This is a genomic window from Actinoplanes sp. CA-030573, assembly GCF_050951115.1.
Taxonomy (GTDB): domain Bacteria; phylum Actinomycetota; class Actinomycetes; order Mycobacteriales; family Micromonosporaceae; genus Actinoplanes.
In genome coordinates this window covers 593,080-616,232 of record NZ_CP192038.1, presented here as the reverse complement: position 1 = coordinate 616,232, position 23,153 = coordinate 593,080, and the positions used below count along the sequence as shown (strand labels likewise).

Sequence of the window (23,153 nt, the reverse complement as noted above, 5' to 3'; positions counted from 1 at the left end):
GGTCAGCCCTGGTCGAGGACCACCCAGCTGTTCCATCCGCCGCCGGGCCGCCCCACCTGCCAGGTGTGGTACGGGACGCCGTTGCGGAACGCCAGCAGTTCCAGCCGCCCGTCGCCGTTCTTGCCGACCGCGAAGTTGCCGTCGAAGCCGCTGCCGATCGCCGAGAAGCCGGAGATCCAGTTCCCGTTCGGGCTCTGCTGCCACTTACCGACCAGCGTGCCGTTCGACCGCATCGCATAGACCTCGATCCGGTTGTTCGGAGCGCCCACGTCGTCGCCGGTGATCGCGTGGATCGCCCGGAAGTCGTTCCGGATCGTCCCGTCGCCGAAGTCGTTCCAGCCGCTCCAGCCGCCGGACTGGTTCGGGTCCTGCCAGAGGTGGCACAGGTCGCCGGTGCTGGTCGCGAACAGCTCCAGCCGCTTGTCCTGGTTGGTGGCCACCGCGAGCCCGTCGGCAGCGCCGCCCGTGCACCGGGGATAGGCCGCCCAGCCGCTCCAGCCGCCGTCCGGCTTCTGCCAGAGGTGGTAGTCGGCGCCGCTGTCGCCGACCGTGAACAGCTCCCAGCGGCCGTCGCTGTTCCGGCCCAGCTGCACGCTGCCCGACAGCGGATCGCCCGGCGGCGCGCCGAAGTCACGCTTGGTCGAGACCGTGCCGCCGATCCAGGTGATCAGCGAGGCCTGCTCGTCACCGGTGACGGCGATGTAGACCCCGTACGCGTCGCTCTGCACCGACAGGTTGCCCGCCCAGCGGAAGTCGTAGACCTTCCGCCAGTCGCTCCAGCCGGTCGGCGAGTTCCCGTCCTGGATCTTGGAGTACAGGTCGCCGAGGGTGTTGATGACGAAGACCTCCAGATAGCCCTGCGGGCCGGGAGCCCGGACGACCACCGGACCGTCCCAGACGCCGCTGCTGCCGGGCTGGCCCATCGTGAGCCAGCCGGACCAGCCGTTGCTCTGGAAGTTGTGCCACAGGGTGCCGGCGCCGTCGACGGCGAACGCCTCGAGGCGGCCGTCCGCGTTCGTGCCGAAGCCGCCCAGCCACAGGCCGCCCGGCGGTGCGGCGCTCGCCGGACTTGCCACGAGAAGCGTGGCCAGAACGGCCACGACGAGCATGGCCAAGGTCTTTCGCATGAGCTCTCCGTCCCCCGTTGCGGTTTACCGAAATTCTGATTGTCGGTACGCCCGCGGAGACCCTCAATGACATTCCACTGTGGCTAAATGATGCCGTGCTGCGCATCCATTTCACGGTCGCCGACGCCATGAAGGTCCGGGTGGTGGTCCTCGGCGCGCTCGCCGAGGTGCAGCAGAGCTTCGCGAGGCTCCAGCAGCCCGCCGGCCAGGCCTTCTTCGACGGGTGGCGGAGCCGGACGGCGGCCCGCGCCCGGAGGCTGTCGCCGGACGTGCGGGAGGTGGCCCGGTTCGTCGCGCCGCCGGGCAACGGGATGGCCGATCTCTTCACGCTGGTCGGGTGCGCCGGCGAGTACGCCGAGGGCGTCGACCGGCTCTGCGGCGCGCCGCCCGCGGCTCTCCGGCAAGAGCTCACCTGCCCGCTGCTGGCCGGGGCCGAGTCGCCGTGGCTGGCCCGCATCGCCGGGGGCGACCGCGCGGCCCGGCAGCGGCTGACCCGGGCGCTCGGGGAATACCACGCGGCGGCGATCGCCCCGTACTGGCCGCGGATCCGCACCGTGCTGGAGAACGAGCGCGCGACCCGGGCCGAAGTAATGGCCCGCCACGGCGTCGGTGCCATGCTCGACGGCCTGGCGCCCGCGCTGCGCTGGTCGCCGCCGACGCTGGAGGTGCCCGTCCATCGCAGCCTGCACGTCCCCGGCGGCGACCTCGACGTCCACCTCGGCGGCCGCGGGCTGGTGCTGGCCCCGTCGGTGTTCCAGGCCGCCGACCCCGGCCTCTACCTGCCCTGGGACGACGGCCCGGCGATGCTCATCTACGCGGTCGGCCTCGACCCGGCGACGGCGCTGCGCCTGTGGCGCGACCCCGGCGACGACGGCGACCGGGCGGTGGCATCCCTGCTCGGCTCCACCCGCGCGGCCGCGCTGCGGGCCGCGACCGACGGCTGCACCACGTCGGAGCTGGCCCGGCGCCTGAACATCTCCCCCGGCGGCGCCAGCCAGCACGCGACCGTCCTGCGGCAGGCGGGCCTGATCACCAGCCACCGCCACCGCAACACCGTCCGGCACACGATCACCCACCTGGGAGCCACCCTCCTCGACGGCGCCTAGGTGAGCACGCGCAGGTTCTTCTCAGCCGGATGAGGTGCCATGTGCGGGTGAAGACTTCTGCGGACGAGGTGGCCTTCGGCCTGGCCGGCGGGTGCGTCGCGGTGATCGCGGCGGCCTTCGTGGCCGCCGGGACGTTCGCACCGGGGCAGCGCTGGGCCCGGCTGCTGGTCATGGCGCTGGTGGCCGGCATCGCGGCGGCGCGGCTGGCGGACTGGCGGGCCTGCGCCGGCGTGACCCTCTTCGCGGCGCTGGTCTACGTCGGGTTCCTCGCCGACCGGGACGGCGATCTGCTCCCGCACGGCCATGCGTGGCCCTACGCCCTGCTGATCGTCCTCGCCGCCCTGCTCGGCCGCGGTCAACGCCGGTTGCGCCGCGCGGTCTCGCGGCACCCCGTGCACTAGGCTTGATCCCGGTGTGCCGGGAAGCCTGGTCGGCGTTGTACCCCGTCGACCGCGGAGGCCCGCTTTGTCCGTTCCACGCCTGTTCGCCGGCGGAACGCGCGCCGATCTGCGGCGCATCGCCGACATCCTGCGGACCGAGACCACCGGCGGCCTGCTCATGCTCGGCGCCACATTGCTCGCGCTGGCCTGGGCCAACTCACCCTGGAAGGCGAGCTACCACCGGATCTCCACGACCCACCTCGGCGGCCTGACGCTGGCCGAGTGGGCGGCCGACGGGCTGCTGGCGATCTTCTTCTTCGTGGCCGGCCTCGAGCTCAAGCGCGAGCTGGTCGCCGGCGACCTGCGCGACCCGCGCCGGGCCGCGCTGCCGGTCGCGGCCGCCGTCGGCGGCATGGCCGTGCCCGCCGCGATCTACGTGGCGTTCAACGCGCACGGCGCCCTGCGCGGCTGGGCGATACCGACCGCCACCGACATCGCGTTCGCGGTCGCCGTGCTCGGCCTGATCAGCACCGCGTTGCCGGCCGGCCTGCGCACGTTCCTGCTGACCCTGGCCGTGGTCGACGATCTGCTGGCGATCACGATCATCGCGATCTTCTACACCTCCGCCCTGCACGTCCTGCCGCTGCTGCTGGCCCTGCTGCCGCTGGCCGGTTTCGCGCTGCTCGTCCGGCGCGGGGTGCGGGCGTGGTGGGCCCTGCTGCCGGTCGCGGTGGCCACCTGGGCGCTGGTGCACGAGTCGGGCGTGCACGCCACGGTCGCCGGCGTGCTGCTCGCCTTCACCGTGCCGGTCAAGCTCGGCATCCGCTTCGAGCACCGCTGGCGCCCGGTGTCGGCCGGCGTCGCGGTGCCGGTCTTCGCCTTCTTCGCGGCCGGCGTCACGGTCGGCGCGCTCGGGGCCTCGCTGCGCGACACGGTCACGATCGGCGTGATCGTCGGCCTGGTGGTGGGCAAGACGATCGGCATCACCGGCGCGACGTGGCTGGTCCAGCGCTTCACCCGGGCCCAGCTCGACGGCGAGCTGGACTGGTGGGACGTGGCCGGCATGGCGATGCTGGGCGGCGTCGGCTTCACCGTCTCGATGCTGATCGGCGAGCTGGCGTTCGGCGCCGGCTCCGAGCGCGACCAGCACGCCAAGCTGGGCGTCCTGCTGGGCTCGCTGCTGGCCGCCCTGCTCGGCGCGGGGCTTCTGCGCGTACGCGACAAGCACTATCGCCGGGTGCTCGAGTCCGACTCCTAGGAGGGCCGCCGGCGAAGCGGACCGGCGAGATCCCTCAACCTCCGGGCCACCGGGTCGATAGGCCGTGCTGTGTGGCGTCGAAGAAGTTCCGGGCAAGGAGCGCGGTCGGGATCGCGGCTGTTCGCCACGTACGCCGTGGCCAGCGTCCTGCCCGTCGGTGCGCTCGGCGTGCTGCTGCTGCGCGGCGTGCACGACGACGCCACCAAGCAGGGCCAGGATCAGGGCAAGGCGCAGGCGGCCGTGATCGCCGAGATGGCGATCGCACCGGCGCTCGACGACGCGGACCTGAGCCGCGGCGTCACCGCAGGCCAGCGGGACAGCCTGGCCAAGGCGACCGACCTCGCGCTGTACCACGGGTCGGTGGTCCGGATGCGGCTGCGCAACTTCAGCGGCCAGGTCGTCTTCTCCGACGACGGCTCGACCTCGGGCGGCGTGCCGGTCTCCGACCCGGCGTTCAAGGTCGCCACCATCGGCCAGTCCGCGGCCACGCTGGTCTCGGACGAGGCGGCGCCCGGCGGCCGGATCATCCGCGTGCTCCAGCCGGTCTTCGCCCGGGCGTCGGGTGAGGCCATCGGTGTTCTCGAGCTCTATCTGCCGTACGACAAGATCGACGCGCGCCTGCACGAGCAGATGGTGGTCACCTACCGGCGGCTCGGCGGCGGGCTCGGACTGCTCTACCTCGCGATGGCTTTGATCTCCTGGTCGACCACCCGGTCGCTGCGGAAGTACGCGGCCCACCAGGAGCACGAGGCCCTGCACGACGCGCTCACCGGCCTGCCCAACCGCGAGGCGTTCCGGCAGCGGGCCCTGGCCGCGATCGCCGCCGCCAAACGCGACGGCACGGGCGGCGCCGTGGTGATCGTCGACCTCAACCGGTTCAAGGAAGTCAACGACACCCTCGGCCACCACGCCGGCGACCAGCTGCTGCGCGTTGTCAGCGCCCGGCTGTCGGGCGGCGTCCGGCCCGGCGACACCACGGCCCGGCTCGGCGGCGACGAGTTCGCGCTGATCCTGCCCGGCCTCGACGCCGACGGGGTGCGCACGCTGCTGGAGAACGTGCGCGGCTCGCTCACCCGCGAGATGGTGCTCGACGGCGTGCCGCTGAGCGTCGAGGCCAGCTTCGGCGTCGCACTGTACCCGGGGCACGGCGAGGACCTGGAGAAGCTGCTGAGGCACGCGGACGCGGCCATGTACCAGGGCAAGCGCGGCGCCGCCGGCATCGTGGTCCACGAGGGCGAACGGGCGGCGGAGCCGCCGGCCGCGAACAAGGCGGCGCGCCTGGCCGTGCAGGCCGAGCTGCGACGCGCCCTGCAACGCGACGAACTGGTGCTGCACTACCAGCCCAAGGTCCGGCTGTCGGACGGCTCGGTGTCGGCGGTGGAGGCGCTCGTGCGCTGGCAGCACCCGGAGCGCGGGCTGCTGCTGCCGGCCGAGTTCCTGCCCGCGGCCGAGCAGTCGGGGCTGATCGAGCCGCTCACCGCCTGGGTGCTGCGGCGGGCGCTCGTCGATCAGCAGGCGTGGACGGCGGCCGGCCGGGACTGGACCGTCTCGGTGAACGTTTCGGCCCGCAACCTGGACTCGCCGGACTTCGCCGGGATGGTGACCGGCCTGCTCGAGGAGCTGGGCGCGTCGCCGGCCCGGCTGATGCTGGAGGTCACCGAGACCGCCATGGTCGGGGACCTCGAGCGGGCGCGCGCCGGTGTGCGCCGGGTCGCGGCCTGCGGCGTACGCATCTCGGTCGACGACTTCGGCACCGGGTTCACCAGCCTCGCGCGTCTGCGCGGCGCGCCGCTTTCCGAGATCAAGCTGGACCGTACGTTCGTGGCCGCCGTCCTCGAGGAGCCGGACAGCCAGGCGATCGTCCGCTCGGTGATCGCGCTGGCGCACGGCCTGCGCTGCCGGGTGACGGCCGAGGGCGTGGAGAACGCCGACATCGCCGACTGGCTGGCCGCCGCCGGCTGCGACGACGCACAGGGCTACCTCTGGTCCCGGCCGGTGCCGTGGCCGCAGGTGCCGGTACCGCACAAGATTCGAGCTGGAGGTGGAGTCCGATGAGGAACGTTCTGATCGCGGCGGGCGCGGTGCTCGCGCTGGCGGCCGGCGGCTGCGACGCGGCCATGGAGACCAAGACGGACGCCGCCGCGGCCGTCGACGGCGTCCAGTTCGACCAGGCCCTGCACGACAAGCTGCCGCAGGCGATCCGGGACCGGGGCACGGTCCGGTTCGTCACCGACGCCAGCTACCCGCCCATGGAGCAGTTCGCGGCGGACGGGCGCACGATCGTCGGCTTCGAGCCCGACCTCGCCGACGCGCTGGGCAAGGTCCTCGGCGTCAAGTTCGAGATGGTGACCGGCGCCTTCCAGACGGCGATCGACAAGGTCGCGGCCGGCGAGTACGACGGCGTGATGTCGGCCGTCACCGACACCCCGGAGCGGGAGAAGAAGGCCGACTTCGTCGACTACTTCTCGGCCGGCACGTCGATCCTCGTGCAGAAGGGCAACCCGCGTCACGTCGCCGAGCTCACCAACCTGTGCGGCCAGCCGGTGGCGATCGAGCGGGGCACGGTCCAGGCCGACCTGCTGCATCGCTCGCAGAGCATCTGCGGCGGCGACCCCATCAAGATCGACGAGTACAAGACGAACGCGGACGCCCTGCTCCAGCTGCGCACCGGCCGCGCGGTGGCGGTCCTCAACGACTACCCGGCCGCCAGCTTCCTGGCCTCCGACAGCCGCACCAGCAACTACTACCAGCTGGCGTCGCCCGCCCAGTACGAGCCCGGATACATCGGCATTCCCTTCGCCAAGTCGAACGGGCAGCTGCGCGACGCGGTGAAGGCCGCGCTCGACAAGCTGATCGCCGCCGGCGCCTACGACGACCTGCTTCAGCGCTGGGGCCTGACGAGCGGGGCGGTGAAGACCGCCATCGTGAATGGCGCGAAACAGGACTAGCGTCGGCTACACGCTTGTGTAGTAAGCTACACGCGTGAGTAGTGACAGCGACCTCACGGCGCGGGCCCGCATCCGGGACGCCGCCATCGAGCTCTTCACCGAGCGCGGCATCGAGGCCGCCACCATCCGTGACATAGCGCAGAAGGCCGGAGTCTCCTCCGGCCTTCTGCGTCATCATTTCGGCTCCAAAGAGGGCCTCCGCGACGCCTGCGACGAGTACGTCGTGGGCGAGCTCACCGGCCTCGGCGCCCGGTTCACCAGCTTCGGCTCGGTCGAGGGCATCACCCCGCGCATCCTGCTCTGGCAGCGCTACATCACCCGCTCGCTGATGGACGGCTCGCTCAAGGCCGCCGCCGTCTTCGACCGCCTCCTCGCCTACGGCGACGCCTGGCTGGCCGGCACCGAGCTCAAGGTGGCCGATCCGAAGGCGTTCGTCGCGCTGCTGTCCGTCATGAAGATGTCCATGTTCACCATGCAGGAGCAGCTGTCCCGTGTCCTCGGGGTCGACACCACCACCCCCGAGGGCTGGGTCCGCGTGCTCAAGGCGTCTCTCGAGATCTTTTCGACTCCGCTCCTGACTCCCGAGCAGGCCGAGTTCGCGCGAGCCCTCTTGGAGCGGTCCACCACCCCCGAGGAGTAGCCATGTCCGAGGCCATCGATGCCGAGGGACTGATCAAACGGTTCGGCAAGGTCACCGCCCTGGACGGGCTCGACCTGCGGGTCCGGACCGGCGAGGTGCACGGGTTCCTGGGGCCGAACGGGGCCGGCAAGACCACGACGATCCGCATCCTGCTGGGGCTGATGCGCCACGACGGCGGCCGGGTGCGCCTTCTCGGCGGCGATCCCTGGGGGCAGGCGACCGCGCTGCACCGTCGCCTCGCGTACGTGCCCGGTGATGTGACGCTGTGGCCGAACCTCACCGGCGGTGAGGTGATCGACCTGCTCGGCCGGCTCCGGGGTGGTCTCGACCCGAAGCGCCGGACCGAGCTGCTCGAGCGGTTCCAGCTCGATCCCCGCAAGAAGGGCCGCACCTACTCCAAGGGCAACCGGCAGAAGGTGGCGCTGGTCGCGGCGCTCGCGTCCGATGTGGAGCTGCTGATCCTGGACGAGCCGACCAGCGGCCTCGACCCGCTGATGGAAGAGGTCTTCCGCGAGGTGATCCTGCAGGAGAAGCGGCGCGGCGACCGTACGGTGCTGCTCTCCAGCCACATCCTGGCCGAGGTGGAGGCGCTGTGTGACCGCCTGACGATCATCCGGGACGGCCGGGCGGTGGAGAGCGGGACGCTCGACGAGATGCGGCACCTCACGCGTACCTCGATCTCGGCCGAGCTGACCGGCCCGCCCGACGGTCTGGCCGCGATGACCGGGGTGCACGACCTGCGCACCGAGAACGGCAAGATCCGCTTCGACGTGGACACCGACGCGCTCGAGCCGGCCCTGCGGACCCTGGTCAAGGTCGGCGTCCGCAGCCTGGTCAGCCAGCCGCCGTCGCTCGAGGAGCTGTTCCTGCGGCAGTACCGGCGAGGCGAGCGATGACCGGGACCTTCAAGATCGTACGGCTCATCCTGCGCCGTGACCGCTTCCTGCTCCCGATCTGGGTCGTCCTGCTCGGCCTGCTCCCGGCCGCCACCTACGCGTCGTTCGCGGGTCTGCTCCCGACCGACGCCGACCGGCTCCAGTTCGCCACGGCGGGCGGCGACAACGCCGGGTTCGTCGCGCTCTACGGCCTGCTCAAGGGCGACTCGCTGGCCATGCTCACGAGCTGGCGGCTCGGCTTCGTGACCGTGATCATCGGCCTGTTCGCCCTGCTCACGGTCATTCGCCACACGCGGGCCGACGAGGAGGCCGGCCGCACCGAGCTGATCGGCGCGACCGCGCTCGGCCGGCACGCGCAGCTCGCCGCCGCGCTGCTGACCACGCTCGCCGCGTCGCTGGTGCTGGGCCTGCTGACCTTCGCCGGCATGGCCGGCAAGTCCGGCGACACGGCCGGTTCGGTGGCCTTCGGGGCCGAGTTCGCCGCCGCCGGCTGGATCTTCGCGGCCGTCGCCGCGATCACCGCCCAGCTGACCAGCAGCGCCCGCTCGGCCCGCTCGATCGCCATCGCGGTGCTCGGCGCCGCCTACGCCCTGCGGGTCGGTGGCGACATCTCGGCCCTCGGCGACGGCGGCCTGTCCTGGCTGTCCTGGCTGTCGCCGGTGGGCTGGGTGACGCACATCTACCCCTACGGCCCGCTCAACTGGTGGCCGGTCGTGCTGTCGGTGCTGCTCACCGCGGCGGCCATCGGCGTCGCCTTCGTCCTGCGCTCGCAACGGGACCTCGGCGACGGCCTGATCGCGTCGCGCCTGGGCCGGGCCACGGCCGCGCCGTCGCTGCGTACGCCCCTCGCTCTCGCCTGGAGCCTGCACCGCGGCCTGCTGATCGGATGGACGCTGGGTCTCGCCCTGCTGGGTTTGATCTTCGGCGGCGTCGGCGGCAGCGTGCTCGACATCGCCCGCGACAACCAGGGCCTGAGCGACATCTTCGCCCGGCTCGGCGGTTCCGATCAGCTGGTCGACAGCTATTTCGCCGGTACGGCCGGGATAGTCGGCCTGATCGCCGCCTGCTACGCCGTGCAGGCGACGCTTCGGCTGCGCGACGAGGAGACGACGGGCCACGCCGAGGCGGTCCTCGCGACCTCGGTCTCGCGCTATGCCTGGGCCGCGAGCCACCTGCTCTTCTCCCTGCTCGGGCCCGCGCTCGCGCTGCTCGCCGAGGGCTTGGTGGCGGGCCTGGTCTACCGCGACGGCAGCGTCCGCGACATCCTGGCCGGCACGATCATCCAGCTGCCGGCCGTCTGGGTCCTGGCCGCGGTCGCGGTCCTGCTGTTCGGCACGCTGCCGCGCTGGTCCCTGGTCGCCTGGGCGGCGCCGGCGATCTGCCTGCTGATCCTGCTGGTGGGCGACACTCTGCGGCTCAGCCAGTGGGTGCTGGACATCTCGCCGTTCACCCACGTCCCACACCTGCCCGGCGGCGACGTCTCGGCCACCCCGGTGGTGACGCTGCTCGCGGTGGCGCTGCTGCTCGGCGCCGTCGGGATGGCCGGCCTCCGGCGGCGCAACATCCCGGATTAGAACAGGGCCCGGCCAGATGCGGTGATCGACGGCATTCCGGCGGTCATATCAGGACCGGGCCTCAGCCGACATGGACGTGCGGGCGGTTCTGGCGGTTCGGCTCGGCCTGGCGCAGGATCTCGCGGGTCACCGGGGCGACCTCGCCCTGCCCGAAGATCAGGTAACGGACGATGTTGGCGACCGGGCTGCCCTCGGTCCACTCGAAGTAGATGTGCGGCTTGCGGTGCGTGGTGTCGCGCACCCACAGGAGCAGCGCCGCCAGGGCGCTCGGCACCGACGAACTGGCCAGCGAGAGCACGCGGTAGCGGTGGTGCAGCACCTCACCCCGTACGTGCAGCTCGGTCTCGAAGTCGGAGGCGTCGGCCACGGTGACCTCCACGAAGATCACGTCGCGGTCGTCGGCCATGTCGTTGTCGGCCAGGATCTGGGCGATCTTGTCGCTGTACTCGCGGGCGTCGCGCTTGTCCGGCTCGTTGGCGACCAGGCGGATCTGGCGCCGGCCGCACTCGCGCAGGAAGCCGGTCGCGACCTCGTCGGCGTCGATGTGGGTGACGCGCAGCTCGAACGCGCGGTAGATCCGCGACAACAGCGAGACCACCAGGATGGCGCCGATGAAGCAGCCCGCGATCTTCACGCCGTCCGGCCGCTCGGCGACGTTCGCCACCGTCGTGTAGGCGAAGATCAACGCGATGATCGCGAAGGCCACCACCCGGCCCCGCTGCGCGCGGCGGTGTGCGGAGAGGGTCACGGCCGTCGCGGCCGAGGTGATCAGCACGAGGACGCCGGTGGCATAGGCGCCGCCCTGCGCGTCCACGCTCGCGTCGAAGACCCAGGTGATCAGGAACGCGGTGCCGGTGAAGACCAGCACCATCGGACGCACGGCCCGCGCCCAGGACGGCGCCATGCCGAACCGGGGCAGGTAGCGCGGCACGAGGTTGAGCAACCCGGCCATCGCGGACGCCCCGGCGAACCACAGGATGGCGATCGTCGCGAGGTCGTAGACGGTGCCGAACACGCTGCCGAGGTTCTGGTGCGCGAGGTAGGCCAGTGCCCGGCCGTTCGCCGGCCCGCCGGGCTCGAACTCGTCCTGCGGGATGAGGACCGTCGTCACCACGCTCGACGTGATCAGGAAGACGCTCATGATCCCGGCCGCGGTGGTGAGCAGCTGCTTGGCCCCCCGGATCCGCGCCGGCAGGTCGCCCTTGATGTGCGGCATCACCGCCACGCCGGTCTCGAACCCGGAGAGGCCGAGCGCGAGCTTGGGAAAGACCAGCAGCGCGATGCCGACCACGAGCGCCGGGTTCCCGTGCTGGGTGGTGAGCGCGTCGGTCCAGTCGCCGACGACCACCGGGTGGGTCACCACCCGCCACAGCCCGTCGGCCACCACGACGACGTTGAGCGTCAGGTAGACGCCGACCAGCGCGACCGCGATGCCGATCGCCTCGGTGAACCCCTTGAGGAAGACCCCGCCGAGCAGCGCGACCAACAGCAGCGTGATGAGCACCTCGTGGCCCTGGAAGGACGAGGGCAGGAACGGGTTCTCGTCGATGTGCGCGGTGGCGTCCGCGGCCGACAGCGTGATCGTGATGATGAAGTCGGTGGCGGCGAAGCCGAGCAGCACCAGGACGAAGAGCTTGCCCTTCCAGAACGAGAGCAGCTTGACCAGCATCGCGATCGAGCCCTCGCCGTTCGGGCTGTCGGCCGCGACCCGGCGGTAGACCGGCAGTGCGCCGAGCAGGGTGACCAGCACGAGCACGAGAGTGGCGATCGGCGACAGCACACCGGCCGCCAGCGCCGCGATGCCGGGCTGGTAGCCGAGCGTGGAGAAGTAGTCGACGCCGGTGAGGCACATGACCTTCCACCACGAGTGCGGCTTCTCGCCGGGCTGACCGTGCGGGCCCTCGTGGTGTTGCGCCGATTCGTTCAGTCCGGAGAGGAACCAGCTCCGGAGCTCGGTGGTGGTCACCGATCGATGGTTCCACCGACCCTCGGCCGCGGCCGATGATCGCGCGTCAAAAGCGCGTCAAAAATCGGCGGCCCCTCGTATGCGCCGCATAAACACCCCTGTCCGGCGGCCCGAGCGCGAGATTCGCTACCCGCATGGCTGATCTCGTATTCGTCGCGCTCACCGCGGTGCTGTTCGCGGCGCTGACCGTGCTGACCCGGGCGGTGGAACGCTGGTGAGCGCCGTCAACGTCGCCGGCGGCATCGTCGCCGTCCTGCTCGCCGCCTTCATGGTCGCCGCCCTGCTCTTCCCGGAGAGGTTCTGATGGCCGGCTGGCTCTTCGTCATCAGCCTCGCGGCCGCCCTCGTCCTGGTCCACCGGCCCTTCGGCGACTACCTGTACGAGGTCGTCGCCGGGAAGAGACACAACGCCGTCGAGCGGGGCATCTACCGTCTAGTCGGGGTCGACGCCGGCGCCGAGCAGAGCTGGGGTGTGTACGCCCGCAGCGTGCTCGCCTTCTCGGCGGTCTCCGTGCTGTTCCTCTACCTGTTCCTGCGCTTCGCCAACCCCGGCATGCCCCGGCTGCCCGGGCACCTGGCCTGGAACACCGCGGTCAGCTTCGTCACCAACACCAACTGGCAGGCGTACTCGGGCGAGTCGGCCATGAGTCACCTGGCGCAGATGGCCGGCCTCGCCGTGCAGAACTTCGTCTCGGCCGGCGTCGGCATCGCCGTCGCGGTCGCCCTGGTCCGGGGTTTCGCCCGGAACAAGGCGCTCGGCAACTTCTGGGTCGACCTCACCCGGATCACCCTGCGCGTCCTGCTGCCCATCTGCGTCGCCGGCGCGCTCGTTCTCATGGTCGGCGGGGTGGTGCAGAACCTCTCCGGCGGCACCGACGTGACCACGCTGACCGGCGCGACGCAGCACATCACCGGCGGCCCGGTCGCCACCCAGGAGATCATCAAGGAGCTCGGCACCAACGGCGGCGGCTTCTACAACGTCAACTCGGCGCACCCGTTCGAGAACCCGGCGGCCTGGACGAACTGGCTGCAGATCTTCCTGCTTCTGGTGATCCCGTTCAGCCTTCCGCGGGTCTTCGGCCGGATGGCCGGGCAGAACCGGCAGGGCTACGCGATCGTCGCGGTGATGGCGGTGCTGGCACTGGCCGCCGTCGCGCTGACCGTCGGCTTCGAGGTGCACGGCGCCGGGACGGTGCCGCAGGCGGCCGGCTCGGCGATGGAGGGCAAGGACGTCCGGTTCGGCATCCCGGATTCGGCGACCTTCGCCGCCGCCACGACGCTGACCTCGACCGGTGCGGTCAACTCGTTCCACGACTCGTACACCGCCCTCGGCGGCATGATGCCGATGGTCGACATGATGCTTGGCGAGGTGGCGCCCGGCGGCGTCGGCTCCGGCCTCTACGGCCTGCTGATCCTGGCCGTCATCACGGTCTTCGTGGCCGGCCTCATGGTCGGCCGCACGCCCGAGTACCTGGGCAAGAAGATCGGCGCCCGGGAGATGAAGCTCGCCTCGCTCTACTTCCTGATCACCCCGGCGCTGGTGCTGATCGGCACGGCGGCGGCCTTCGCCACCGGCAACAACAGCACGGCGCTCAACGCCGGACCGCACGGCCTTTCCGAGGTCCTGTACGCGTTCACCAGCGCCGCCAACAACAACGGCTCGGCGTTCGCGGGCATCACCGTCAACACCCCGTGGTGGGACACCACCCTCGGCCTCGTCATGCTCCTCGGCCGCTTCTTGCCGATGGTGCTGGTCCTGGCCCTGGCCGGCGCGCTCGCCCGGCAGCGCCCGGCGCCCGAGTCGGAGGGCACCCTGCCCACCCACCGGCCGCTGTTCGTCGGCATGGTCGCCGGCGTCACGGTCGTGCTCGTCGCCCTCACCTTCCTGCCCGCTCTCGCACTCGGACCCCTCGCGGAGGGCCTGTCATGACGTTGCTAGCCGAAAAGCCGGCGGCCGCGGCCTCGGTGAAGCCCGGCCTGATGCGGCCCCACCAGCTCTGGCGGTCGCTGCCGGACGCCGTACGCAAGCTCGATCCCCGCACCATGTGGCGCAACCCGGTCATGTTCATCGTCGAGGTCGGCGCGGTCTTCACCACCGTGCTGTCCATCGCCGGCCCGAGCGTGCCGGCCTGGGCGATCACCGGCTGGCTGTGGCTCACCGTCGTCTTCGCCAACCTGGCCGAGGCGGTCGCCGAGGGCCGGGGCAAGGCGCAGGCCGCCGCCCTGCGCGCGGCCAAGCAGGACACCGTGGCCCGGATGCGGGACGGCCGCGTCGTTCCCGCCACCGAGCTGCGACCCGGCGACGTCGTGGTGGCCGAGGCCGGCGACATCATCCCCGGCGACGGCGACGTCATCGAGGGCATCGCCAGCGTCGACGAGTCGGCGATCACCGGCGAGTCGGCGCCGGTGATCCGGGAGTCGGGCGGCGACCGCTCGGCCGTCACCGGCGGCACCCGGGTGCTCTCCGACCGGATCGTCATCCGGATCACCCAGAAGCCGGGCGAGAGCTTCGTCGACCGGATGATCGCGCTGGTCGAGGGGGCCAACCGGCAGAAGACCCCGAACGAGATCGCGCTGAACATCCTGCTCGCCGCGCTGACCATCATCTTCCTGCTGTCGGTGGTGACGCTGCAGCCGCTGGCGATCTTCTCGAAGGCCTACCAGGCGGCGGCGCCGGACACGGTGGCGATCGACCGCCACGGTGTCACCGGCATCGTCCTGGTCTCGCTGGTGGTCTGCCTGATCCCGACCACGATCGGCGCGCTGCTGAGCGCGATCGGCATCGCCGGCATGGACCGGCTGGTGCAGCGCAACGTGCTCGCCATGTCGGGCCGCGCGGTCGAGGCCGCCGGTGACGTGGACACGCTGCTGCTGGACAAGACCGGGACGATCACCCTCGGGAACCGGCAGGCATCCGAGCTGGTCGCGGTGGACGGGATCGACGCCAAGGTGCTGGCCGACGCGGCGCAGATGGCCAGCCTGGCCGACGAGACGCCGGAGGGCCGCTCGGTGGTCGTGCTGGCCAAGAACGAGTACGGGCTGCGCGAGCGGGAGCCGGGGCTGATGACGGAGGCGACGTTCGTGCCGTTCACCGCGCAGACCCGGATGAGCGGCGTCGACCTCGGCGCACGGAGGATCCGCAAGGGCGCCGCCGCCGCGGTGATGAAGTGGGTACGCGAGCACGGCGGCCATCCGTCCGAGCAGGTCGGCGAGATCGTCGACATGATCAGCGCGACCGGCGGCACGCCGCTGGTGGTGGCCGAGCACGCCGGCGGTGAGCCGGCCCGGGCGCTCGGCGTCATCCACCTCAAGGACGTGGTGAAGTCCGGCATGCGGGCGCGCTTCGACGAGATGCGCGCCATGGGCATCCGGACCGTGATGATCACCGGCGACAACCCGAGGACGGCGGCGGCGATCGCGGCCGAGGCCGGCGTGGACGACTTCCTGGCCGAGGCGACGCCCGAGGACAAGCTGGCGCTGATCCGCCGGGAGCAGGAGGGCGGCCGGCTGGTCGCGATGACCGGCGACGGCACCAACGACGCGCCGGCACTGGCCCAGGCCGACGTCGGGGTGGCCATGAACACCGGCACGTCGGCCGCCAAGGAGGCCGGCAACATGGTCGACCTCGACTCCGACCCGACCAAGCTGATCGAGATCGTGGAGATCGGCAAGCAGTTGCTGATCACCCGCGGCGCGCTGACCACGTTCTCGATCGCGAACGACATCGCCAAGTACTTCGCCATCATCCCGGCGATGTTCGCGGCCGTGTACCCGGGTCTCGGCACGCTGAACGTGATGCGGCTGCACTCGCCCGGCTCGGCGATCCTCTCCGCCGTCATCTTCAACGCGCTGGTCATCGTGGCGCTCATCCCGCTGGCCCTGCGCGGCGTCCGGTACCGGCCGTCGAGCGCGAGCGCGCTGCTGCGCCGCAACCTGTGGATCTACGGCCTCGGCGGCGTGCTCGCGCCGTTCCTCGGCATCAAGCTCATCGACCTCCTCGTCCAGTTCGTCCCCGGGATCTGAGATGCGACTTCCGCTGTGGCTCGCCCAGCACATCGCGGCGCTGCGCGCCCTGCTCGTCTTCACCGTCCTGCTAGGACTCGCCTATCCGCTGGCGTTCGTGGCCATCGGCAAACTCCCGTTCCTGTCGGAACGATCGGACGGCTCGATCGTGACCGTCGACGGCACGGCGGTGGGCAGCCGCCTGATCGGTCAGGCCTTCACCGACGCCGACGGCAACCCGGTGCGAAAGTACTTCCAGAGCCGCCCGTCGGCGGCCGGTGACGGCTATGACCCGACGGCGACGGCGGCGAGCAATCTCGGCCCGGAAGATGTGGTCGACACCGCCGACCGCAAGAGCCTGCTGACCCAGGTCTGTGCGCGGAGCCTCGCGATCGGCAGGCTGGAAGGTGTGGCCGGCAGCCGGCCCTACTGCACCTCCGACGGCGTCGGGGCGGTCCTGGCCGTCTTCCGCCGCGACGGACTGACCGGCCCGGTCACCCGCGTGGTCAGCGTCAACCAGACCGGAGCTCCGTTCCTCGCCCGCTACGACGGTGTCCCGGTCGCGCCGGCCCGGCCCGGCGTCGACTACGTGGCCGCGGGCGGTGTGATCACCCCGATCCGGGGCGACGCGCCGGCCGAGCCGGTGGTGCCCGCCGACGCGGTCACGGCCGGCGCGAGCGGCCTCGACCCCGACATCAGTCCCGCCTACGCCGAGCTGCAGGCGCCCCGCGTGGCCCGTGAGCGCGGCATGCCCGAGCGGTCGGTGCGGAAGCTGATCGCCGAGTACACCGACGGCCGGGCACTCGGGTTCATGGGCGAGCCGGGCGTCAACGTGCTCGAGCTCAACCTGGCGCTGGACCGGGGCTGAGCACGTGGCGCGCGGGGAGCTGAGGATCTACCTGGGCGCGGCGCCGGGCGTCGGCAAGACGTACACCATGCTCGAAGAGGCCCACCGCCGCGCCGAGCGTGGCACCGACGTGGTCGTGGCGCTGGTCGAGACGCACGGGCGCAAGCACACCGCGGCCATGATCGGTGACCTCGAGGTGATCCCGCGCCGGCGGTCGGCGTACCGCGGCGTCGAGCTCACCGAGATGGACCTCGACGCCGTGCTCGCCCGCGCGCCGGATGTGGCGGTGGTCGACGAGCTCGCGCACACCAACGTGCCGGGATCCCGCCACGGCAAGCGGTGGCAGGACATCGAGGCGCTGCTCGACGCCGGGATCAGCGTGCTGACCACGGTGAACGTGCAGCACCTGGAGTCGCTCAACGACGTGGTCGCCCAGATCACCGGGGTCGAGCAGCGGGAGACCGTGCCCAACGCCGTGGTCCGGGCGGCCGAGCAGGTCGAGCTGGTCGACATGACGCCGGAGGCGCTGCGCCGGCGGATGGCGCACGGCAACGTCTACCAGCCGGAGAAGATCGACGCGGCGCTCGGCAACTACTTCCGCGCCGGCAACTTGACCGCGCTGCGCGAGCTGGCGCTGCTGTGGCTGGCCGACAAGGTCGACGACCAGCTCGACCAGTACCGGGCCGACCACCGGATCGACGCCACCTGGGAGACCCGCGAACGCGTCGTGGTGGCGCTGACCGGCGGGCCGGAGGGCGGGACCCTGATCCGGCGGGCGGCCCGGATCGCGGCCCGCACCAAGGGGGCGGACCTTCTCGCCGTACACGTCGCCCGGAACGACGGGCTCGCCGGCGCCGACCCGGCCGAGCTCGCCAAGCAGCGGGTCCTGGTGGAGAGCCTGGGCGGGACCTATCACCAGGTGGTCGGCTCGGACGTGCCGCAGGCGCTGCTCGACTTCGCCCGCGGGGTGAACGCGACGCAGATCGTGCTCGGCGTCAGCAGCCGCGGCCGGTTCGCCCAGCTGCTGTCGGCCGGTGTCGGGGTGACCGTCACCGCGATGTCCGGCACGATCGACGTCCACCTCGTGACCCACGAGCGCGCCCGCACCCGTCCGCTCCGGAGCGTGCCGCCGGTTCTGTCGCGGACCCGGCGGATCACCGGACTCGTGCTGGTCCTGGCCGGCCTGCCGCTGCTCACCGCCCTGCTGCTGGCCGGGCCGCCGATCGACCTGACCAACGACATCCTGATCTTCCTGGCCGCGGTGATCGGGGTCGCGCTGGTCGGCGGGCTGTGGCCGGCGCTGCTGGCCGCGGTCGCCGGCTCGCTGCTGCTGAACTGGTTCTTCACCCCGCCGCTACGGCGGTTCACGATCGCCGAGCGGGACAACCTGCTGGCGCTGGCGATCTTCGTGGTGGTGGCGCTCGCGGTGAGCTGGGTGGTGGACACCGCCGCCCGCAAGACCCGGCAGGCCGCCCGCGCGTCGGCCGAGGCGCAGACCCTGGCCACGATCGCCGGCGGCGTCATTCGCGGCGAGCGGCTGCTGGAGCGGCTGCGCGAGACGTTCGGCCTCGACTCGGTGACGTTCCTGGAGGGCGGCCAGGTCGTCGCGTGCGTGGGCGATCCGTGCACCGACCCGCGCACGGCCGACGCCGACGTCAAGGTGGACGACGAGCACCGGCTGCTGCTGCGCGGCCACCCGCTGGACGCGTCCGACCGGCGGATCGTCGAGGCGTTCGCGGCCCAGGCCGCCCTGGCGATCAAGCAGGAGCGGCTGAGCGCGGAGGCGGCCGCGGCCCGGCCGCTGGCCGAGGCGGACCGGATGCGTACGGCATTGCTGGCCGCGGTCAGCCACGATCTGCGCACCCCGCTCGCGTCGGCGAAGGCGGCGGTGGCCGGGCTGCTCAGCGACGACATCCACCTCGACGAGCGGGACCGTCGCGAGCTGCTCGAGACCGCCGCCGTCTCCCTCGACCGGCTCGACCGCCTGGTCGCCAACCTGCTCGACATGAGCCGCCTGCAGGCCGGCGCGCTCGGCATCACCGCGATCGACGTCGGCCTCGAGGAGGTCGTCCCGCGCGCCCTCGACGACCTCGGCGGCACCGTCGGCACCCGGCTGCCGGCCGATCTGCCGGCCGTGCACGCCGACCCCGGCCTGCTCGAACGGGTGCTGGTCAACGTCGTCGGCAACGCCCTGCGCCACAGCCCGCCCGGCCGGCCGCCGCTGATCACCGGGAGCGCGCTCGGCGACGTCGTCGAGCTGCGGGTGATCGACCACGGCCCGGGCATCCCCGAGGACCGCTGGGACGACGTCTTCCTGCCGTTCCAGCGGCTCGGCGACCGCGACAACCACACCGGCGTCGGCCTCGGGCTGGCACTCTCCCGCGGGCTGACCGAGGCGATGGGGGGAACGCTGACCCCGTCGGCCACTCCCGGCGGCGGCCTCACCATGATCCTGGCCATGCCGGCAAGATCGACGCATCCTGGTGCGGGGGACGCGCGTTAGCCCGGCGTGCGTATCTCAAAGCATGTCCGCCGCGCCGCCGTCACCGGCGCCGTCGCCCTGGCGGTCTGCGCCGTGGCGCGGCCCGCCGACGCGGCGGTCGGCACGACCGCCCGGGTGGCGCCGTCGTTCAACGGCTCGGTCTACGCGATCGCCTATCACGGCGACACCGTGTTCGTCGGCGGCTCCTTCACCAGCACCACGGTCGGCGGCCGCAGCGTCGCCCGCGAGCGGCTGGCCGCCTTCGACGCCCGAAGCGGCCGGCTGCTCGACTGGGCGCCGCGGGCCGACGGCACCGTCCGCGCCCTGGCCGTCTCCGGCACGTCGGTCTACGCGGCCGGCGACTTCGACGCGGTCTCCGGCCACGACCGCGACTCGCTGGCCCGGATCGACGCCGGCAGCGGCGAGGTCGGCGACTTCGCGCACGAGGTCGACGGCAGCCCGCGCGCCCTCGCGATCGGCAACGGCCGCCTCTACCTGGCCGGCACGTTCGGCCGGGTCGACGGGGAGGACCGGCAGCGGCTGGCCGCGTTCTCGCTCTCGACCGGCGACCTCGACGACGACTGGACGCCGACCGCGGACAACACCGTCTACTCGCTGGCCTACCGCGACGCCAAGGTCTACCTGGGCGGCAGCTTCCACCGCACCGACGACGAAAGCTCGACGCTGCGGCTCTCGGCGGTCGACGCCACCAGCGGCGAGCTCGACGAGGGCTTCCGGCCCAAGCCGCCGGCCGTGGTCTACTCGATCGCGGTCGACGGCAACGGCGTCTACGCGGCGATGGGCGGCCCGGGCGGGCGGGCGGCGGCCTACTCCCTTTCCGGCCGTACGCGGTGGACGCGCACCTTCGACGGCGATGTCCAGGCGGTGGCGGTGCTGGACGGCACCGCGTACGTCGGCGGGCACTTCGACCGGGCCTGCACCACCGGCACCACCGGGGCCCACGGCACCTGCACCGACGGCTCGGCGTCCCGGGTCAAGCTGGCCGCGGTCGGCGGCGACGGCTCGCTCTCCTCGTGGGCGCCGCAGGCCAACGGCGTGGTCGGGGTGCGCACGATCGCGGTCGACCGCGCGCACGGCACGGTGGCGGTCGGCGGCGACTTCACCACCATCGGCGGCCGGGCCCAGAGGCGATTCGCCTCCTTCGGCTGATGCGACGCGCGGTCCTCTTCGCGGTGGCGCTGGCCGCGGCCGGCGCCACCGGGCCGTCGGCGCATGCGTCGACCGACCCCGACCGGCCGCCGGCCGCGCCCGCCGGCCTGGACTTCACGGTCCGCTACACCTTCGACGGTGACCGGCCGCTGGCCGACGTCACCGGGCACGGGCACGACCTGAGCCCGGTGAGCCGGCACGGCGGCTCGTTCGCCACGGTCGCGCACGACAGCGGCGGCGCGCTGACGTTCCCGGCGCCCTGCCACACCGAGCCCTGCCCGCGGATCGCCCTGCGCGCCGTCCCGGCCGACGACCTGAACCCGGGCGCGCGCCCGATCCGCTACGGCGCGTCGGTGCGGCTCGACCCGGACGAGACGACCAAGGGCGAGAACGTGCTGCAGAAGGGCTACTCGGCCCGGGGCAGCCAGTACAAGCTCCAGATCGACGGGACGGCCGGCCGGCCGAGCTGCGTGCTGGTCGGCGACGACCGCCCGAAGATCCACGTGGCGCTCAGCTCGGTGAGCGTGGCCGACGGCCGCTGGCACACGCTCGAGTGCCGCCGGGCCGGCGCCGACCTGGCGATCCTCGTCGACGGCGCGCGCCGGGGCGGCGCGACGATCCCGGCCCGCCTCTCGGTGCGCAACCAGATCCCGCTCAGCGTCGGCGGCAAGGGGTCGTTCGCCGACAACGACCAGTTCCAGGGGACGCTCGACGACGTCTGGGTCTCAATAGGCGATTGAGTAGGGCTTGCTCGAGACGTTCACCTGGCCGAACCAGGTGACCAGGTCGACGCGTACCTCCGGGGTGCCGGGCAGCCGGGGCACCGGCGCGAGATGCAGGTTGTGCTGGGAGAAGACCACCGGGCCGGTCAGGTCGACCTCGACGCCCTCGGGCACGATCACGTTGACCTGACCGAACAGGCACAGGCCGGCGATCTCGATGACGCCCTGATCGGTGATCATCTCGCGCAGGTCGAGGTCGGTCTTGCCGAAGAAGCAGCGCAGCCACAGCCGCGGCGAGCGCAGCCGCCACCGGCCGCGGCGCTTGGTCTCGCTGAAGACCGTGGTGACGCTGTCGACGGTCTGGGCCGAGCCGACGATCGGGGCCGGCGCGAGGTCGGCGGTGGCCCGCTCGATCTCCTGCGCGCTCTCGGCCGCGTAGACCGCGCCGACCCGCGCGCTGTACTGCTCGAGGGTCAGCCGGCCCTCGCCGCAGGCCCGCTGCAGGATCTCGGCGGCCCGGTCACGCTCGTGATCGGACGGTGGCATCGGCGCGGGTGAGCTCACGCCCAGCACTGTAGTGGGTGCCGGACTCACGTGACGTCCCGGCGCGTCGTGGCGACCATCCCGGCACCGGCCAGCGCGGCCACGTACAGAGCGAGAACGAGCGCGGCGAGCCACGGCGCCGGCCGGTCCGCGGTGTCGGGCAGGCCGGCCAGCGCCTGACCGAGCGAGATCGGCAGCCATCGGGCGGCGTCGCCGAGCAGCTCGGCCACCACGCCTTCGACCAGCGCGATCCAGCCGAGTGCGGCGGCGATCGCGGCGCCCAGGTTGGTGATCAGCGCGCCGACCCCGACGCCGAGCGCCGCGAACGCGATGTTCCAGGCGATCCCACCGGCGACGGTCCGCCACAGCACCGCGCTCGTGAGGTCGATCCCCGAACCCTTGGCGGCCAGCCAGATCGCGTCCGTGATCAGAGCGGTCACCGCGGCGGTGGAGCCGAGGACCGCGCCGGCCGCCGCCGAGACGATCAGCTTGTCGCGGACCACCCGGCCCCGGCGCGGCCGCGCGAGGAACGTATCGGTGATCGTCCGGTGCCGGTACTCGCCGGCGATCGTGAGGATGCCGAGCAGCAGGCCGAAGAGCGCGATCAGCCCGATGTGCGCCAACGCGTCGCGCTGCCCGGCGTCGCCGGCCCGGTCGTCCCGGCGGAGCATCAGCCCACTCACCCCGGCCGCCACCACGATCTGCGCGATCGCGAGCAGCAGCCAGCTGCTCCGGGCGGTGATCAGCTTGAGCAGCTCGGCCCTCACGCCACACCCCCGGTGAGCCGCAGGAACGTCTCCTCGAGTCCGGCCGGCTCATCGAGCGGGCCGGCGTGGCGAAGTTCCCCCTCGCCAAGGATCACCACCCGGTCGGCGATCTGCTGGACCTCGGCCAGCACATGACTGGAGACCACCACAGTGCGTCCCTCGGCACCGAGATCCCGCAGCAGCCCGCGCAGCCAGGCCAGCCCGGCCGGGTCGAGCCCGTTCCCCGGCTCGTCGAGGATCAGCACCTCGGGGTCGCCGAGCAGCGCCGTGGCCAGGCCCAGCCGCTGCCGCATGCCGAGCGAGTAGCCGCGCACCCGGCGGTCGGCGGCACCGGTCAGGGCGACCCGGTCGAGCACCGGGGCGACCCGCGACGCCGGCAGGCCGGACTGGGCGGCCGAGATGGTCAGATGCTGACGCGCGGTGCGGCCGGGGTGGAAGCCGGTCGCGTCGAGCAGGGCGCCCACCACCCGGCGCGGCTCCGGCAGGTCGAGGTAGCGGCGGCCGCCGATCGTGGCGGTGCCGGCGGTCGGGCGCACCAGCCCGAGCAGCAGGCGCAGCGTCGTCGTCTTGCCGGCCCCGTTGGGCCCGAGAAATCCGGTCACCCCGGCGGTCATCGAGCAGGTCAGATCCCGTACGGCGGAGATCGCCCCGAATCGCTTGGACAGTCCACTGAGCACGATGTCGGTCATGGGCCCGACTCTGGCCGTCCGGGGCCGCCCGCGAGTC

Annotated in this window: 20 protein-coding genes; 15 read left to right on the top strand and 5 right to left on the bottom strand. The window is 72.4% G+C overall.

Features of this window, described 5'->3' with window-relative positions; genetic code table 11:
- Window positions 1–2: 2 nt before the first annotated feature.
- Complete coding sequence (locus tag ACQP2F_RS02820; RefSeq protein ID WP_433300342.1) at window positions 3–1,127, bottom strand: hypothetical protein; 1,125 nt, start codon at window positions 1,125–1,127, stop codon at window positions 3–5.
- A gap of 95 nt (window positions 1,128–1,222) precedes the next feature.
- Here ACQP2F_RS02820 and ACQP2F_RS02815 point away from each other — a divergent pair, with 95 nt between their 5' ends.
- From ACQP2F_RS02815 to ACQP2F_RS02780, 8 genes are all read left to right on the top strand, one after another.
- Window positions 1,223–2,233 carry a winged helix-turn-helix domain-containing protein gene (locus tag ACQP2F_RS02815; protein WP_433300341.1) on the top strand — a complete coding sequence of 337 codons (1,011 nt, stop codon included), beginning with the start codon at window positions 1,223–1,225 and terminating at the stop codon, window positions 2,231–2,233.
- A gap of 47 nt (window positions 2,234–2,280) precedes the next feature.
- Window positions 2,281–2,634 carry a hypothetical protein gene (locus ACQP2F_RS02810; RefSeq protein WP_433300340.1) on the top strand — a complete coding sequence of 118 codons (354 nt, stop codon included), beginning with the start codon at window positions 2,281–2,283 and terminating at the stop codon, window positions 2,632–2,634.
- A 64-nt stretch (window positions 2,635–2,698) separates the two neighbouring features.
- The gene (gene nhaA / locus ACQP2F_RS02805; protein ID WP_433300338.1) at window positions 2,699–3,871 is read left to right on the top strand and encodes a Na+/H+ antiporter NhaA; all 1,173 of its coding nucleotides are present in this window, start codon (window positions 2,699–2,701) and stop codon (window positions 3,869–3,871) included.
- 135 nt (window positions 3,872–4,006) lie between these two features.
- On the top strand, window positions 4,007–5,926 hold the full coding sequence (locus tag ACQP2F_RS02800) for a putative bifunctional diguanylate cyclase/phosphodiesterase (protein ID WP_433300336.1): 1,920 nt from the start codon (window positions 4,007–4,009) through the stop codon (window positions 5,924–5,926).
- Window positions 5,923–6,819, top strand: coding sequence for an ABC transporter substrate-binding protein (locus ACQP2F_RS02795; protein WP_433300335.1), 897 nt, complete (start codon window positions 5,923–5,925; stop codon window positions 6,817–6,819). The genes ACQP2F_RS02800 and ACQP2F_RS02795 overlap by 4 nt, the downstream gene beginning before the upstream one ends.
- A 34-nt stretch (window positions 6,820–6,853) precedes the next feature.
- Window positions 6,854–7,459, top strand: a complete 606-nt coding sequence (locus tag ACQP2F_RS02790; RefSeq protein ID WP_433300334.1) for a TetR family transcriptional regulator — start codon at window positions 6,854–6,856, stop codon at window positions 7,457–7,459.
- Between the two features lie 2 nt (window positions 7,460–7,461).
- Window positions 7,462–8,355, top strand: coding sequence for an ATP-binding cassette domain-containing protein (locus ACQP2F_RS02785; protein ID WP_433300332.1), 894 nt, complete (start codon window positions 7,462–7,464; stop codon window positions 8,353–8,355).
- Entirely contained in the window at window positions 8,352–9,929 is a 1,578-nt protein-coding gene (locus ACQP2F_RS02780; protein ID WP_433300330.1) for an ABC transporter permease, read from the top strand. Before ACQP2F_RS02785 ends, ACQP2F_RS02780 begins: the two co-directional genes overlap by 4 nt.
- 61 nt (window positions 9,930–9,990) lie before the next feature.
- Here the strand turns inward: ACQP2F_RS02780 and ACQP2F_RS02775 are convergent, their stop codons facing one another.
- Entirely contained in the window at window positions 9,991–11,895 is a 1,905-nt protein-coding gene (locus ACQP2F_RS02775) for an amino acid transporter (protein ID WP_433300329.1), read from the bottom strand.
- Between the two features lie 214 nt (window positions 11,896–12,109).
- On the opposite strand from ACQP2F_RS02775, the gene kdpF reads away from it, so the two are divergent.
- The 7 genes from kdpF to ACQP2F_RS02740 are packed head-to-tail and all read left to right on the top strand — an operon-like array spanning window position 12,110 to window position 21,135.
- Window positions 12,110–12,199, top strand: a complete 90-nt coding sequence (kdpF, locus tag ACQP2F_RS02770; protein ID WP_433300327.1) for a K(+)-transporting ATPase subunit F — start codon at window positions 12,110–12,112, stop codon at window positions 12,197–12,199.
- Window positions 12,199–13,824, top strand: a complete 1,626-nt coding sequence (gene kdpA, locus ACQP2F_RS02765; RefSeq protein WP_433300325.1) for a potassium-transporting ATPase subunit KdpA — start codon at window positions 12,199–12,201, stop codon at window positions 13,822–13,824. The genes kdpF and kdpA overlap by 1 nt, the downstream gene beginning before the upstream one ends.
- Window positions 13,821–15,917 (top strand): potassium-transporting ATPase subunit KdpB, encoded by a 2,097-nt coding sequence (kdpB, locus tag ACQP2F_RS02760; RefSeq protein WP_433300323.1) that lies wholly within the window; start codon window positions 13,821–13,823, stop codon window positions 15,915–15,917. Before kdpA ends, kdpB begins: the two co-directional genes overlap by 4 nt.
- Before the next feature lies 1 nt (window position 15,918).
- Complete coding sequence (locus ACQP2F_RS02755; RefSeq protein WP_433300321.1) at window positions 15,919–16,764, top strand: potassium-transporting ATPase subunit C; 846 nt, start codon at window positions 15,919–15,921, stop codon at window positions 16,762–16,764.
- 4 nt (window positions 16,765–16,768) lie between these two features.
- Window positions 16,769–19,246 (top strand): DUF4118 domain-containing protein, encoded by a 2,478-nt coding sequence (locus ACQP2F_RS02750; protein WP_433300319.1) that lies wholly within the window; start codon window positions 16,769–16,771, stop codon window positions 19,244–19,246.
- 6 nt (window positions 19,247–19,252) lie between these two features.
- Window positions 19,253–20,395 carry a hypothetical protein gene (locus tag ACQP2F_RS02745; protein ID WP_433300318.1) on the top strand — a complete coding sequence of 381 codons (1,143 nt, stop codon included), beginning with the start codon at window positions 19,253–19,255 and terminating at the stop codon, window positions 20,393–20,395.
- On the top strand, window positions 20,395–21,135 hold the full coding sequence (locus ACQP2F_RS02740; RefSeq protein ID WP_433300317.1) for a LamG-like jellyroll fold domain-containing protein: 741 nt from the start codon (window positions 20,395–20,397) through the stop codon (window positions 21,133–21,135). Before ACQP2F_RS02745 ends, ACQP2F_RS02740 begins: the two co-directional genes overlap by 1 nt.
- Here ACQP2F_RS02740 and ACQP2F_RS02735 read toward each other — a convergent pair.
- The 3 genes from ACQP2F_RS02735 to ACQP2F_RS02725 are packed head-to-tail and all read right to left on the bottom strand — an operon-like array spanning window position 21,121 to window position 23,116.
- Complete coding sequence (locus ACQP2F_RS02735; protein WP_433300315.1) at window positions 21,121–21,681, bottom strand: DUF1707 SHOCT-like domain-containing protein; 561 nt, start codon at window positions 21,679–21,681, stop codon at window positions 21,121–21,123. The genes ACQP2F_RS02740 and ACQP2F_RS02735 overlap by 15 nt on opposite strands.
- A gap of 26 nt (window positions 21,682–21,707) precedes the next feature.
- Window positions 21,708–22,427 (bottom strand): hypothetical protein, encoded by a 720-nt coding sequence (locus tag ACQP2F_RS02730; protein ID WP_433300313.1) that lies wholly within the window; start codon window positions 22,425–22,427, stop codon window positions 21,708–21,710.
- Window positions 22,424–23,116, bottom strand: a complete 693-nt coding sequence (locus tag ACQP2F_RS02725) for an ATP-binding cassette domain-containing protein (RefSeq protein ID WP_433300312.1) — start codon at window positions 23,114–23,116, stop codon at window positions 22,424–22,426. The genes ACQP2F_RS02730 and ACQP2F_RS02725 overlap by 4 nt, the downstream gene beginning before the upstream one ends.
- Window positions 23,117–23,153: the final 37 nt, after the last annotated feature.

What these genes read in the sequence shown, in the direction of transcription:
- ACQP2F_RS02755 (WP_433300321.1), top strand. Translation starts at nt 15,919, where the DNA reads ATGCGACTTCCGCTGTGGCTCGCCCAGCACATCGCGGCGCTGCGCGCC.
- ACQP2F_RS02725 (WP_433300312.1), bottom strand. Translation starts at nt 23,116, where the DNA reads ATGACCGACATCGTGCTCAGTGGACTGTCCAAGCGATTCGGGGCGATC.
- kdpA (WP_433300325.1), top strand. Translation starts at nt 12,199, where the DNA reads ATGGCCGGCTGGCTCTTCGTCATCAGCCTCGCGGCCGCCCTCGTCCTG.
- ACQP2F_RS02820 (WP_433300342.1), bottom strand. Translation starts at nt 1,127, where the DNA reads ATGCGAAAGACCTTGGCCATGCTCGTCGTGGCCGTTCTGGCCACGCTT.
- ACQP2F_RS02780 (WP_433300330.1), top strand. Translation starts at nt 8,352, where the DNA reads ATGACCGGGACCTTCAAGATCGTACGGCTCATCCTGCGCCGTGACCGC.
- ACQP2F_RS02795 (WP_433300335.1), top strand. Translation starts at nt 5,923, where the DNA reads ATGAGGAACGTTCTGATCGCGGCGGGCGCGGTGCTCGCGCTGGCGGCC.
- kdpB (WP_433300323.1), top strand. Translation starts at nt 13,821, where the DNA reads ATGACGTTGCTAGCCGAAAAGCCGGCGGCCGCGGCCTCGGTGAAGCCC.
- ACQP2F_RS02740 (WP_433300317.1), top strand. Translation starts at nt 20,395, where the DNA reads ATGCGACGCGCGGTCCTCTTCGCGGTGGCGCTGGCCGCGGCCGGCGCC.
- ACQP2F_RS02785 (WP_433300332.1), top strand. Translation starts at nt 7,462, where the DNA reads ATGTCCGAGGCCATCGATGCCGAGGGACTGATCAAACGGTTCGGCAAG.